This is a genomic window from Gibbsiella greigii (genome assembly GCF_039540155.1).
Taxonomy (GTDB): Bacteria; Pseudomonadota; Gammaproteobacteria; order Enterobacterales; family Enterobacteriaceae; genus Gibbsiella; species Gibbsiella quercinecans.
In genome coordinates, this window is the sequence record NZ_BAABEM010000004.1 from 134,678 (window position 1) to 147,767 (window position 13,090).

Annotated in this window: 13 protein-coding genes and 1 pseudogene; 12 read left to right on the top strand and 2 right to left on the bottom strand. The window is 59.5% G+C overall.

Going from position 1 to position 13,090, the window contains the following annotated elements:
* Positions 1-75: 75 nt before the first annotated feature.
* The 8 genes from argH to AC559G_RS01550 all read left to right on the top strand — a co-directional run bounded on the left by argH (position 76) and on the right by AC559G_RS01550 (position 7,447).
* Complete coding sequence (argH, locus tag AC559G_RS01515) at positions 76-1,518, top strand: argininosuccinate lyase (protein ID WP_498910753.1); 1,443 nt, start codon at positions 76-78, stop codon at positions 1,516-1,518.
* Between the two features lie 15 nt (positions 1,519-1,533).
* Positions 1,534-2,400 (top strand): amino acid ABC transporter permease, encoded by an 867-nt coding sequence (locus tag AC559G_RS01520; protein WP_498910755.1) that lies wholly within the window; start codon positions 1,534-1,536, stop codon positions 2,398-2,400.
* Between the two features lie 15 nt (positions 2,401-2,415).
* Positions 2,416-3,180, top strand: coding sequence for an amino acid ABC transporter ATP-binding protein (locus AC559G_RS01525; protein WP_498910757.1), 765 nt, complete (start codon positions 2,416-2,418; stop codon positions 3,178-3,180).
* A 25-nt stretch (positions 3,181-3,205) separates the two neighbouring features.
* Positions 3,206-4,033: an ABC transporter substrate-binding protein gene (locus AC559G_RS01530; RefSeq protein ID WP_498910759.1), complete on the top strand. Its 828-nt coding sequence runs from the start codon at positions 3,206-3,208 to the stop codon at positions 4,031-4,033.
* Positions 4,034-4,096: 63 nt separating this feature from the next.
* Complete coding sequence (locus AC559G_RS01535) at positions 4,097-4,945, top strand: polysaccharide deacetylase family protein (RefSeq protein ID WP_498910761.1); 849 nt, start codon at positions 4,097-4,099, stop codon at positions 4,943-4,945.
* Positions 4,935-5,891, top strand: coding sequence for a polysaccharide deacetylase family protein (locus AC559G_RS01540; RefSeq protein ID WP_498910763.1), 957 nt, complete (start codon positions 4,935-4,937; stop codon positions 5,889-5,891). The genes AC559G_RS01535 and AC559G_RS01540 overlap by 11 nt, the downstream gene beginning before the upstream one ends.
* Positions 5,884-7,287, top strand: a complete 1,404-nt coding sequence (locus AC559G_RS01545; RefSeq protein ID WP_498910765.1) for an MmgE/PrpD family protein — start codon at positions 5,884-5,886, stop codon at positions 7,285-7,287. Before AC559G_RS01540 ends, AC559G_RS01545 begins: the two co-directional genes overlap by 8 nt.
* Before the next feature lie 10 nt (positions 7,288-7,297).
* Positions 7,298-7,447 (top strand): hypothetical protein, encoded by a 150-nt coding sequence (locus tag AC559G_RS01550; protein WP_498910767.1) that lies wholly within the window; start codon positions 7,298-7,300, stop codon positions 7,445-7,447.
* Here AC559G_RS01550 and AC559G_RS01555 read toward each other — a convergent pair.
* Together AC559G_RS01555 and AC559G_RS01560 are read right to left on the bottom strand one after the other, a co-directional pair.
* Entirely contained in the window at positions 7,444-8,337 is an 894-nt protein-coding gene (locus AC559G_RS01555; protein ID WP_498910769.1) for an alpha/beta hydrolase family protein, read from the bottom strand. The genes AC559G_RS01550 and AC559G_RS01555 overlap by 4 nt on opposite strands.
* 80 nt (positions 8,338-8,417) lie before the next feature.
* The gene (locus tag AC559G_RS01560) at positions 8,418-9,173 is read right to left on the bottom strand and encodes a helix-turn-helix transcriptional regulator (RefSeq protein WP_413541348.1); all 756 of its coding nucleotides are present in this window, start codon (positions 9,171-9,173) and stop codon (positions 8,418-8,420) included.
* A gap of 317 nt (positions 9,174-9,490) precedes the next feature.
* Between AC559G_RS01560 and AC559G_RS01565 the strand changes: the two are divergent.
* From AC559G_RS01565 to AC559G_RS01580, 4 genes and pseudogenes are all read left to right on the top strand, one after another.
* Positions 9,491-10,219: pseudogene (locus tag AC559G_RS01565) on the top strand (ABC transporter permease); the annotation flags it as partial.
* 38 nt (positions 10,220-10,257) lie between these two features.
* Positions 10,258-11,103, top strand: coding sequence for an ABC transporter permease (locus AC559G_RS01570; RefSeq protein WP_498910772.1), 846 nt, complete (start codon positions 10,258-10,260; stop codon positions 11,101-11,103).
* Positions 11,100-12,086, top strand: a complete 987-nt coding sequence (locus tag AC559G_RS01575) for an ABC transporter ATP-binding protein (RefSeq protein WP_498910774.1) — start codon at positions 11,100-11,102, stop codon at positions 12,084-12,086. Before AC559G_RS01570 ends, AC559G_RS01575 begins: the two co-directional genes overlap by 4 nt.
* Positions 12,080-13,084 (top strand): ABC transporter ATP-binding protein, encoded by a 1,005-nt coding sequence (locus AC559G_RS01580; RefSeq protein WP_498910776.1) that lies wholly within the window; start codon positions 12,080-12,082, stop codon positions 13,082-13,084. Before AC559G_RS01575 ends, AC559G_RS01580 begins: the two co-directional genes overlap by 7 nt.
* Positions 13,085-13,090 lie beyond the last annotated feature (6 nt).

Here is a 13,090-nt window from a genome sequence, read left to right on the forward strand (position 1 = left end):
GCTGCCGCTAAATATTAACCCGGTTGTCACCAGTGAAAGGTTGCAACATCCATGCCATAAGAGAAGGAATATGTTATGTCACATCCGGTAGATCGCCTTTGGGGGGCGCGTTTTAAACACGGCCCATCTGCAGCGCTAAGCGCATTGTCCCGCAGCCCCGAGGCCTATTTTTCTCTCGCCGCCTATGATCTGGAAGGTTGCCGTGCCCATGCGTATGAGCTGCAGCGCGCAGGGTTATTGGACGAACATGAGACGGGGCTGATGGTATCGGCCATCGGTCAACTGGCACAGGATTATCAGCAGGGCACGCTGCAACCCAGCCCGGACGATGAAGATGTGCATACTTTTGTTGAACGTGTGTTGACCGAACGGCTGGGGGAATTGGGTGGCAAATTGCGCGCTGGCCGCTCGCGCAACGATCAGACCGCCAACGATTTGCGGCTTTACCTGCGTGACAACGCACGCAAAATCGTTGCTGCACTGCTGGCATTGCAAACGGCGTTAGTGGCGCAGGCGGAACGGCACACTGAAAGCATTGCGCCTGGCTTTACGCATTTACAGCAGGCTCAACCTATCGTATTCGGCCACCAGTTGATGGCTCACGCCCAGTCTTTTGCCCGGGATGTGGAGCGTATTCAGGATTGGGATAAACGCTGTGCCTTTTCCCCATTGGGTGCGGCTGCTATGGCGGGATCGGCTATCGCTATGCATCCTGAATTGGCGGCGAAAGATCTGGGGTATGACGGCGTTTGTGAAAACTCAATCGATGCCGTCGCCAGCCGCGATCACGTGGCGGAGTTTCTGTTTGCCGGCGGGATGCTGGCCGTCAATCTTTCTCGCTTGTGTGAAGAAGTGTGCCTGTGGGCATCCCGCCAGTTTCGCTGGGTGGCGCTTGATGACGGCTACGCCACCGGCAGCTCGATTATGCCGCAAAAGAAAAACCCGGATATTGCCGAATTAACGCGTGGTAAAAGCGGTCGATTGATCGGCAACGTGACGGCCATGTTGAGCACCATGAAAGGGTTGCCGCTCTCTTACAACCGCGATCTGATTGAGGATAAACGTAATGCCATGGATACCGTCGAGCAGCTGTTGCTGGTTCTGCCTGCCATGGCCGGCATGATTGACACCATGAGCGTCAACGTTGCCCGGTTGCGCGAGCAAGCGCCGCAAGGATTTACCCTGGCGACGGAAGTTGCGGACTGGCTGTCACGCCGCGGCGTACCGTTCAAAGAAGCTCATGAAATCACTGGCCGGTTGGTGCAAATTTGCGAGCAGCACCAACTGGCGCTGCATCAGCTTAGCGATCGGCAATTGTCCGAGGTTGATCCCCGCCTGACGGGCGATGTGCGTGAATGTTTGACGCTTGAAGCGGCGATTAACGCCCGCAGCGCCTGGGGCGGTACCGCACCTGCGCGGGTCAGAGAACAAATCGTTCGTTTGCGGGGCAAGCTGGCGGCGCAGGCAGCCTGGGTAGCGGAATATACCGGCCTGACGATAACTACCGCATGTTCATAACGGGGGAAGCAACGTATGACCCATCTTCGTCATCCGGGCGGTGAGCAGCCCATCAACAGCGATTTAAGTGAGTACCATCATGTGCCCCGGCGTTATTACGGGCGGATTACCGCGTCAGCGATCATTCTGGTGCTGTTGGCGTTGTTGGTTAACGCCTTTGCCCACGGGAAAATCGAGTGGAGCTATGTCGGACAATTCCTGACCGCGAAGGCCATTCTGTTTGGCCTGGTGAATACCATCGTGATGTCGATTTTAGCGATGCTGTTGGGCGTTATCTTCGGCGTGATCATTGCGGTGATGCGTATGTCGCAAAACCCAGTGCTAAGTGCCGTGGCGGTGGGATATACCTGGATATTTCGCGGCACTCCGCTGATTTTGCAGCTATTGCTTTGGTTTAACCTGGCGCTGATTTTCCCGGTGTTGGGCATACCCGGCGTATTCAGTATCAACACCGTCGATCTGATGACGCCATTTACCGCGGCGCTACTGGGGCTGAGCATCAATCAGGGGGCTTATACCTCGGAGGTGGTGCGCGCCGGCCTGCTGTCGGTGGATCTGGGGCAGTACGAAGCGGCGAAAGCCATCGGTATGACCCGCCTGCATGCCCTGCGGCGCATTATTTTACCGCAGTCGATGAAGGTCATTATTCCCCCTATCGGTAACGAATTTATCAGCATGGTCAAGACCACCAGCCTGGCCAGCATGATCCAATATTCCGAACTGCTCTATAACGCCCAAACCATTTATTTCGCGAATGCGCGAGTGATGGAACTGCTGTTTGTCGCCGGCATTTGGTATCTGGCGGTAGTCACTCTGTTGTCGCTTGGGCAAGGGCAATTGGAGCGTCATTTCGGGCGTGGCACTCAGCGCCGCAGTCATTAACCGGAGGAGCTGTGGATGAAAAGCATTATCAAAGCGGTCAACGTGAATAAGTATTTTGACGATTTCCAGGCGCTGAAAAACATCAACCTGGACGTGAAATACGGTGAAGTGATGTGCGTCATTGGCCCGTCCGGTTCAGGCAAAAGTACCTTTTTGCGTTGTGTTAACCAGCTGGAACGCATCGATAGCGGTGGTATCTGGGTGGACGACGAACTGATCGGTTTTCGCATCGAAGGGAAAAAACTCTACCCCCTCAACGATCGGCAAATCTCACGCCAGCGGCTCAAGACCGGCATGGTATTCCAGCGCTTCAACCTGTTTCCCGATAAAACCGCACTGGAAAACATTATTGAAGGGCCAACCCAGGTGCTTTTGCGCCCTCTGAAAGAAGCAAAAGAAGAAGCGATGGCCCTGCTTGAGCGGGTGGGGTTGGCCCATAAGGCTGATGCTTACCCCCTTGAACTGTCCGGCGGGCAGCAGCAGCGGGTTGCCATCGCCCGGGCGCTGGCGATGAAGCCTAAGCTGATGTTGTTTGACGAGCCGACTTCCGCTCTCGATCCCGAGATGGTGGGTGAAGTTCTGGCGGTGATGCGCAGCCTGGCCGCAGAAGGCATGACGATGATTGTGGTGACGCATGAGCTGGGCTTTGCCCGCGAAGTGGCCAATCGCGTGGTATTTATGGACGAGGGCAGCATCATTGAAAGCGGTAATCCCGAAGACGTTCTACTCCAGCCACAGAATCCGCGGACGAAGAATTTTATTTCTGCCGTCCTGATTTAATCACCTTAACGATGAGAAAACGACGATGAAAAAAACGCTGTTGTCCGTATTCACCGCTGGCATTGTGCTCAGCACATTGGCTGGTGTCCAGACGGTTTGCGCCGCGGAGTTAACGCAGAAAGATGAAATCAAAGTTGCCATGATGCCTAATTACCCGCCGCTGGAATTTAAAGATCCGGCGACCGGCCAGCTTACCGGCATGGATTACGATCTTGGCATGGAGATTGGTAAACGCCTGAACCGTAAAATCAGCTGGCATGAAATCGGCTTTGAACAGATGGTCAACGCGGTGGCCACCAAACGTATTGATATGATCCTCTCCGGCATGACCGACACCAAAGCCCGGCAGTCAGTCGTCACGTTTGTCGATTACTACCACAGCGGCCCGCAGTTCTATACCACCGTTGCCCATAAAGAAATTAACCAAATGCTGGATTTATGTGGCAAGAAAGTCGGTACCAGCCGGCGCACCACCTTTCCGGCTGAAATTGCCACCTGGAGTAAGGCCCATTGTGAAGCGGCAGGCAAGCCGGCCATCGTGGTGGTAGGTGCTGAAGGGACGGCCGATGCGCGCACGCAACTGCGCCAGGGCCGTATTGACGGCGTGGTGCAGGGCAGTGAAACCCTGCCTTACATCATGAACCTGGAGAAAGATACCTATAAACCACTGGGTAAGGCATTCGCCTATCAGGTGACGGGCATCGGTATCGGCAAAGACGACACGGCGTTAATTGACGGCGTGAAAGGCGCACTGACCGCGATGATTGCCGATGGCACCTATCTCCAGATCCTGACCAAATGGGGCATGCAGGACGGTGCGGTGAGTGACGTCACCATCAACAGCGGTAAATAACCGCAAACCGAGGTTGCCGCATAAGCTGCCCGGCTGTGCGGCCCACACAACGGGAAACTCATCATGTCTGCAATATCAACCCTCTGGCCAGAGGGGAAAATGGGCTGCATGGCGTTGGCGTTTGATCTTGATGGCCCTACCGGCGACGCGATGCTCAATGGCAGCATCTGGCAAAAAGCGGACTATTTCACTTTCGGCGGCTACGGCCCGTTCCGGGCATTGGGGCGTATTCTGGATTTGCTGCGCGCCTATCAGTTGCCCGCCACCTTTTTTGTGCCGGCCTGGATAGTGGAAAACTGGCCGCAGGAATGCCGGGCGATTGTCGAACAAGGGCATGAAGTGGCCTATCACGGCTACCGGCATGAATCTTTTTACGCATTGAGCGCCAGCGAGCAGCGCTGGGTGATGGAAAAGTCACGGGATATTTTTTGGCAGGTGCTGGGCATTCATGCCGAAGGTTTTCGCACCCCTTCAGGCGATTGGCACCCGGATACGCCAGCCATGTTATTGGAGGCCGGGGTAACTTATTCCAGTAGTATGCGCGGCGACGATCGGCCTTATCTGATCGGCGTCGCCGGAAAGGAACGGCAACTGGTGGAAATCCCCGGCCGTTGGGAGATGGATGATTATGCCTCGTTGGCCTATACCCGCGAGCCCAACTTTCCCTCCGGGCTGGATCGTACGGCCAGCTATGCATTAACGCTGGATAACTGGTGCCGTGAGTTTGACGGCGCCATGAATGAAGGGTTGAGCCTGACGACCCTGTTTCATCCAAAAATATCCGGCAAACCGGGCCGCATTATGTTGCTCGACCAATTTTTTAATCACCTGTGCACGCGGAACGACGTGTGGTTTGCCCATTGCAGAGACGTGGCGCGCTGGTGGCTGCAGGAGCATGGCGATGCATATTGAACATCCCCTATCGGAAAGCCACTGGCCGCAGGGCAAGCGCTGTGCGGTGGTGGTCACCATTGATTTCAATGATATCCACGGCATTCTTAGCCAGGTTCCGGCGGTGGCCGGGCGTGAAAAAACCTTGTCGGTATGGCGCTACGGTACGCTGCGCGGCATCGATCGTCTGTTGGCCTTGCTGGCGGAGAAAAACATCACGGCCAGTTGGTGCCTGCCGGGCATTGTCGCCCATGAGCATCCTGAACGCGTTCGCCAGATCCACCAGGCTGGGCATGAACTGGCCGGCTGTGGCTACCAATTTGAGCGTTTTGATGAACTGACGCTGAATGAGCAAATTCACAGTGTCGTGCGCGGCGGGGAAACGATCGGTGAGATAACCGGCTTAATGCCCCAAGGTTTCCGCCTGCCCGCCGGCAACTGGGCCCCAGGCCTGCCGGATGCCTTGCTTGCCAATGGCGTGCGTTGGACCTCTGGCTGGCGCGGTGACGATCTCCCGTATTTTCACACGGTTACCACCGCCGATAGGCCCGATCGGCTGGTGGAACTGCCGTTGCACTACGAGCTTGAAGACGAGCCCTATTTCGCTTTTAACCTTAGCCCTGCCGTACCACCGGCCCAGTCGCGCATCGCCTCTTATAGCCAGACACTGGGCAATATGAAAATGGATTTTGACGGCTTCTATCGCTTTGGCTTGTGCTATGTGTTGCGTCTGCATCCTGAAATTATCGGTACCGCTGGGCGTATCGGCGTGCTGGCGGCGTTGCTGGATTACATCGCCTTGCGGCCTGACGTGTGGATCACCACTGCCGGGGAAGTGGCTGACTGGTGGCGGCAAAGCCAGCCGGATAACAGCCCTTCACACCCGGCGGAAGTCTGGCGGCGACATACCGGCCCAGGGGGCGACGCCATGCACGCCGCCAACCGTAAGGAGGCGCCACATGCCTGATGTTTCCCTGTGCAGTGAACACTCCCCCCTTGCCAATCCGCAGCAAACGCTGGTGGATTTTATTTTCGGTGTGCAATACGGCGATTTACCTCCAGCGCTGGTCGCACGCTGCAAACGGCATATTCTCGATACGCTCGGCGCGGCGCTGGCCGGGATAACCAGCGACGTTGCGCAGGATATGGCCCGGCTTATCGCCAGCGAAGGCGCGGCGCCCACCGCGTTGGTTTGGGGAACCGGGAACGCCACCTCGCCGCGTAATGCGGCCCTGCTTAACGGTGTCGCTGCCCATGCGCTGGAGCTGGACGATACCGGCGGTTGCGATCATTCGGGGGCGGTCGTGATCCCGGCGCTGTTGGCCGTATTACCCTTGTGTGAACAACCGGTTAGCGGCAGGCAGTTTATTCTGGCGACGGTGATTGGCTACGATATCGCGCGGCGTGTACTGGAGGCCTGTGGCGGCTATGCGGCGCATAACGGTGCGGGCTGGCATTCTACCGCCACCTGCGGGGTGTTCGGCGCTGCTGCTGCTGCTGCCCGGTTGCTGGGGCTGGATAAGCAGCAGATCAGCTCGGCTCTGGGGATTGCCGGCAGTTTTAGCGGCGGCCTATGGGGGTTCATCCATGACGGTGCGCAGAGCAAAAAATTGCATGCCGGGCGCGCCGCTGAAGGCGGTGTCCTGGCCGTGCTCTGCGCCAGACAGGGGATCTCCGGGCCAAGTGCATTGTTTAATGATGGCTGGGGCTGCTTTTTTTCCACGCTGGCGGCGAAGAGTGCCGTACCTGCTGCATTGACCGATGGGTTGGGCCAGGTATGGAAACTGTTGCGTTGTTCGATTAAGCCCTATGCCTCCTGCCGTGGCACACATGCGGCGATCGATGCCGCAGGGCTGCTGTTTGAGCAATTGCAGGTCGATCTCGACCAGATTGAAAAAATAGAAGTTCGTCTTTGCCCGTTCCTCAATGATATGTGCGGTAATACGCATATCCAGACGCTGGCGGCGGCGCAAATGAGCCTGCCATATGCGGTAGCGGCGCGTTTGCTGCTGGGGCATGCCGGGCTGGATGCCTTTGAGGAGGCGAACCGGCGGGATCCTGCGCTGCTGGCCGTCATGAACCGGATAACACTGCGGGTAGATCCTGCACTGTCCAGCGACGGTGAGCCGGTGGTCACCTTGCAGACCCGCCATGGTGCCCGTGTGTCGCGGTGCGTGGAGGTGGCGTGGGGTAACCCGGCTAATCCGATTGGCGATCGTGAACTTTGCGACAAGTTCTTGTCGCTGGCATCCAGGCCGTTACCGCTGCAACAGGCCCAGGCGTTATGGGCGTGTGGTATGGACATGGAAAATAACGCGGATATCAGCGCATGGGTCAGCTTGCTGAACCGTGCTCGTGACTGAAGAGGATGACATGCAAACACAAGCTATTATTTTCCCGGCCCACATTCTGCGCGGGGCGGGCACATTGTTAAGTTTGGGCGAAATCTGCGGCAATATTGGGCAGCGCGCGTTGTTGATCGGCGACAAGGCGCTGGATGCTGCAGTGAGCGCGCTTTCCTAACAATGGCGCGCCAGAAACGCGCTAACGGTTTGCATACAGGCTTGCCGCTCTTCGACGTGCGGCATATGGCTGGAAGCCTCGAAGATCACCCATTGGTTATCTGGAATCAGATCGGCGTAGGGTTGCACCACCTCTGGCGCCGCTTCATCAAAGCGGCCGGAAATCAACAACACCGGCACGGCGATCGCCGGCAGGCGATCGATAATGCTCCAGTCTTTCATTGATCCGATCACATGGAATTCCGTCGGGCCGTTCATCGCATGATACACGGTGGGATCGGCATCCATCGCAGCAAAGGTACGTGTGACTTCAGGCGGCCACGGATCGAGCCGGCAAACATGGCGCTGATAAAAAACCTGGCTGGCGGCGCGGTAGGCTTCGCTGGTCAAGGTGCCGGCGGCTTCGTGGGTGAGCAGGCACTGTTGCACCTCCGGCGGCAATGCGGCCCGCAGGCGCGCCGCCGCCTGCAGCCACAGCGCCATTGATGCCGGGGAGTTGGCGATCACCGCCGCCTTCAGGCCCGCGGGCCGCGTCACCGCATGCTCGGCCGTCAGCATGCCGCCCCAGGATTGCCCGAGCAGCGCGTAGTTATCGGCAATGCCCAAATGGTGCAGCAGGTTGTTCAATTCCTCAAGAAACAGCGCCACCTGCCAAAAGCTGGCGGGTTTGCCCGGCAAGTGGGTCGAGCGGCCGTTGCCTAACTGATCGTAGTGGATGACGGCGCGGCCGCTGGCGGCGATATCCCGGAAAGCATCGACATAGTCATGGGTGCAGCCGGGGCCGCCGTGGGCCACTACCAGCGGCGCCAGGCCGCTGTGCAAATCGCCGCAGATACGATACCAGGTCTGGTAATCCCGGAATGGAGCATAGCCTTCGCGGATGCTGGACATAACGTTTTCCCTGTGCGTGGAGATGGCGACAAGGTAAAACAGCGCAGCCCGATCGAACAGCTAGCAAAATAGATAGATTTTCAGCTATCGAGCAGCCGATAGTGCATGGCGCGCACCACCGCCTGAACTCGGTTACTGGCGCCCAGCTTATGGGCAGCAGTATTCAGATGCAGGCAGACGGTGGCCACCGAACGGTGCAGCTTGCGGGCGATCTCCTTGGCCGTCAGGCCTTCTGCCGCCCAGGAGAGGCATTCGCGCTCACGTTTGCTCAGGCGCACGTATTGGCAGGTGAGCAGCTCTTTATCAAACAGCGGGAACACCGATTCCTGGAACGCATGGGCGATAAAGCTCAACTCGGCCAGCGTTTCATTCAGCGCCTGTTCCTGCTGGGCGCCGCTGGTAATGCCGGTGATGGTGACAAAACCGCCGTGCGGCAGATGCAGCGGCACCGTGGCGCCGCAGGGCATCTGGTTGTCGCGCATATAGTCCTGCACCGGCTGGTGCTGTTTCTCCAGCACAATCTGGAGCGCGGTTTGCTCCGGGTGTTGATAAGACCAGACAAACGGCGCGCAGGTTTTCAGCGCATAAACCTGCACCGGATCGGCCTGGTAATACCCCTGTTCACACCACAGCGCACGCATATCGTCCGGCACATTGTGCATTTGCAGCAATGCCGGCGTGATCAGATCGCCCTCCAGAGAGCGCGGCACCGGCGTAAAGTCATAAATCATCGCGTCAAACCCCAACCGCAACGTCTGTTGATACAGCCCGGCAAAGGCCTGGGCCAGCGTATCGCCGTGGGCGGTGGGGGATGGGGTAATTTTGATGCTCATCATAACCCTCCAAAAAACGCATCGTCTGCCACGTTTTGGGAACGGATCGTGCAAACGTGTTCCCCTGACCCATGCAATTCAGGTGCCACGTGGCAACGGCATGGGGCCTGAAAACTAGCATTTTTACTAACTACCCGCTGCGGCGTTACGCGGGTAGCGTAAGAATAGGTCCAGTGCCGCCGTGTGCGGCCGTTATCCGCAGGGGGAATGATGTGGCATGAGATCCAGCCTGATAAACCACAGGCTATCGCCGATGATGGCTATTGTGCGGCGTTGCACCATCAGGAAGCACGGCGCCGGCGTGCGGTAAGGGGGTGAGCATGCACCGTTATCGTTTTCTGCTGTTCCGGCCGTTGCAACTGCTGCCGGTGCTGTTTGGCATTAGTGTGCTGACCTTTGTGATGGTGCGCAGCATCCCCGGCGATCCGGCGCGCATTCTGCTCGGCGTGCGCAGCACCCCGGCCGCGCTGGCGCGCGTGCGCGCGCAGTTCGGCCTCGATCAGCCGCTGTGGCTGCAGTATTTTTATTTCCTGCGTAATTTGCTCAACGGTGAGTTGGGGCGATCGATCGTTTACCGGGTGGATACCCTGAAGCTGATCGTTTCCCGCATGGAACCCACCCTGTGGCTGATCGGCGGCAGCGTGCTGCTGGCGTTGCTGTTGACGGTGCCGTTGGCGGCCACCGCGGCACGACGGCAGGGGCGGCTGGCCGATCAATTGATCCGCCTGTTCTCCACCGGCGGGTTGGGGTTCCCGGCCTTTTGGCTTGGGATCATGATGATCCTGCTGTTCAGCGTCACCCTCGGCTGGTTCCCGGTTTCCGGCTATGGCGCAGATTGGCTTGAGCAATTGCATCACATGGTGTTGCCGTGCATGACGGTTGCGTTGGCGCTGTCTGCGGTGCTCACGCGCAACCTGCGGGCCAGCTTGATCATGGAAATGCGCAGCGATTACGTTACCGCCGCCCAGGCGCGCGGCCAGCCGGGCGCACGGATTTTCTGGCGGCACGTGATGCCCAACTCATTGATCCCCACCATCAACCTGCTGGCCGATCTGATCACCGTGGCGCTGGATCCGAGGGTCAAGCTATGAGCCTGATCCGCGTATTGCCGCGCGTTGCGGGGCGTTGGCTGCCGCGCCAGCATACGTTGAGCTGCGGCCTGGCGATTATCCTGCTGTGGGGGCTATTGGCGTGTTTGGCCCCGTGGATCGCCCCGTTCGATCCTACGGCGTTGGATCCGGCCGCCAGCCTGCTGCCGCCCAGCGTTGCCCACCCGTTCGGCACCGACAACTTTGGCCGGGATATTTTTTCGCGCGTGCTGTGGGGCGCGCGGGTGGATCTGCAGATCTGCCTGATCGGGGTGATCTTCCCCTTTATCCTCGGCACCACGTTGGGCGCGTTTTCCGGCTACGCCGGTGGGCTGATCGATACGGTGCTGATGCGGGTTATCGATATTGTTTTGGCCTTCCCGTTTTTGGTGCTGATGCTGGCGATTATCGCCATTTTCGGCCCCGGCCTGCTCAGCTTTTACATTGCCATGGCGATGGTGGGGTGGGTGTCGTATGCGCGCCTGGTGCGCTCGCAGGTCCTGACGCTGAAACACCAGGATTTCATCCTGGCGGCGCGCAGCCTGGGTTACAGCCACCCACGCATTCTGTTCGTGCATCTGTTGCCTAACGCGCTCACCAGCACGCTGGTGTTTTCCATGTCCGACTGCGTGCTGGTGCTGCTCAACGGTGCGGCCATCAGCTATCTCGGCCTGGGCGTGCAACCGCCCACCGCAGAGTGGGGCGTGATGGTGGCGGAAGGGCAAAGTTTTATCACCACGGCCTGGTGGATCACTACTTTCCCCGGGCTGGCCATTGTGACGCTGGCGATGGGTTTTAGCCTGCTGGCCGATGGCCTGGGCGATAAGTTGGGGGAACGCCGATGACGTTGTTACAGGTTTCACACCTGCGGGTGACCAACCGGCAGGGGAGCGCGCTGGTGGACGACGTTTCTTTCCAGGTTGCCGCCGGTGAGATGCTGGGGCTGGTTGGCGAGAGCGGATCGGGCAAGACGGTGACGTGCCGTGCCCTGATGCGCCTGCTGCCCGATGCGCTGACCATCAGCGGCGGAGAGGTGCGTTTGCACGGGCAGGATCTGTTGGCGTTGCATGAACGCCAAATGGCGACGATCCGCGGGCGCGAGATCGGCATGATCTTCCAAAACCCCTCCAGCCACCTGAACCCGATCATGACCATCGGTGAACACATTGCGGAAAGCCGCCGCCTGCATATGGGCGCCAGCCGGCGCGAGGCGCGGGCGGATGCCGTGGAACTGCTGCGCCAGGTGGGCATTCCCGATCCGTCGCAGCGGGTGAACAACTATCCCCACGAGTTTTCAGGCGGCATGCGCCAGCGCGCGATGATCGCGGTGGCGTTGGCGCCGGCGCCTAACGTGCTGATCGCCGATGAACCCACCACGGCGCTGGACGTCACGGTGCAACTGCAGATTTTGCGTTTGTTGGCCGAACTGCGCGATAGCCTGGGTGTGGCGATCGTCATGATTACGCACGATCTTGGCGTGGTGGCGCAAACCTGCGATCGCATCGCTGTGATGTACGGCGGGCGCCTGTGCGAAATCGGCGGCAAGCGCCAGGTGCTGGCGGGGGCGCTGCATCCTTACACTCAGGGGCTGATTGACTGCCAGCCGTCCAGCGAAGGGGGCCACGGCCGGCTGCTGACCATCGACGGCCAGCCGCCGGTGGTCGAGCATTTCCCCACCGGGTGCCGGTTTCATCCGCGCTGTCGCCATGCAACGCCGGGCTGTGGGGAACGGCAACCGCCGATGCGCGCAGCACTGAGCGGCGGCGGCCATCTGGCGGCCTGCCACCACCCGTTGGGGCGATTGTCTATACCGGAGGAAGCATGTTGAATGCGAACTGGCCATTGTTGGAGATAGACGCGCTGTCGGTGAGTTTCCCGATCGCTGGCGGCCTTGGCGTGAAAACGCGCCGGCTGCATGCGGTGAGCGAAGTGAGCCTGCAACTGCGGGCCGGTGAAACGCTGGGCCTGGTGGGGGAATCCGGCAGCGGAAAAAGCACGCTGGGGCGCGCCATTTTGCAGTTGGAGCCGGCCAGCGCCGGCCGCGTATATTTCGACGGCCACGTGATCAGCGGCGGTTTGCGCAGTGATATCGCGCGCCTGCGCCAGCAAACGGCAATGATTTTTCAGGATCCCTTCGCCTCGCTCAATCCCCGGCAAACCATTGCCGAAAGCCTGGCCGAGGTGCTGCGCGTGCACCGCAAAGCGCTGAAAAGCGAGATACCCGCGCGGGTTGATCAACTGTTGATCGAGGTGGGGCTGCGGCCGGAGCATGGCAACCGGCGGCCCCACGCCCTGAGCGGCGGCCAGTGCCAGCGGGCGGGGATCGCCCGGGCGCTGGCGATCGAACCGCGGCTGATCGTGGCCGACGAGTGCGTGGCGGCGCTGGATGTGTCTATTCAGGGGCAGATCATCAATCTGCTGATGACGCTGCGCGAGAAAATGGGCCTGGCGATTTTGTTCATCGCTCACGATTTGGCGATTGTCCGCCGGCTGTGCGATCGCGTGGCGGTGATGTACCTGGGCCGCATCGTTGAGCAGGGGCCGGTGGAGGCGGTGTTTCGCCAACCGCGCCATCCGTACACCGCTGCGCTGATTGCTGCCATTCCCGAGATCGATCCCGATCGCCCCCTGCCGGCCCGGCCGCTGAGCGGGGAACCGCCAAGCCCGATCGCCCGCCCGGCGGGATGCGCCTTCCACCCCCGTTGCCCCTTCGCCCTGGCGGCGTGCCGCAGCGGGGGCGCCCCTGAAACCCGGCATATTGCCGATCATGCCTACGCCTGCGTGCTTAATCGCAACGGTGGCGAAAGTGCGAATTCGTTTGACTGAGGAGTG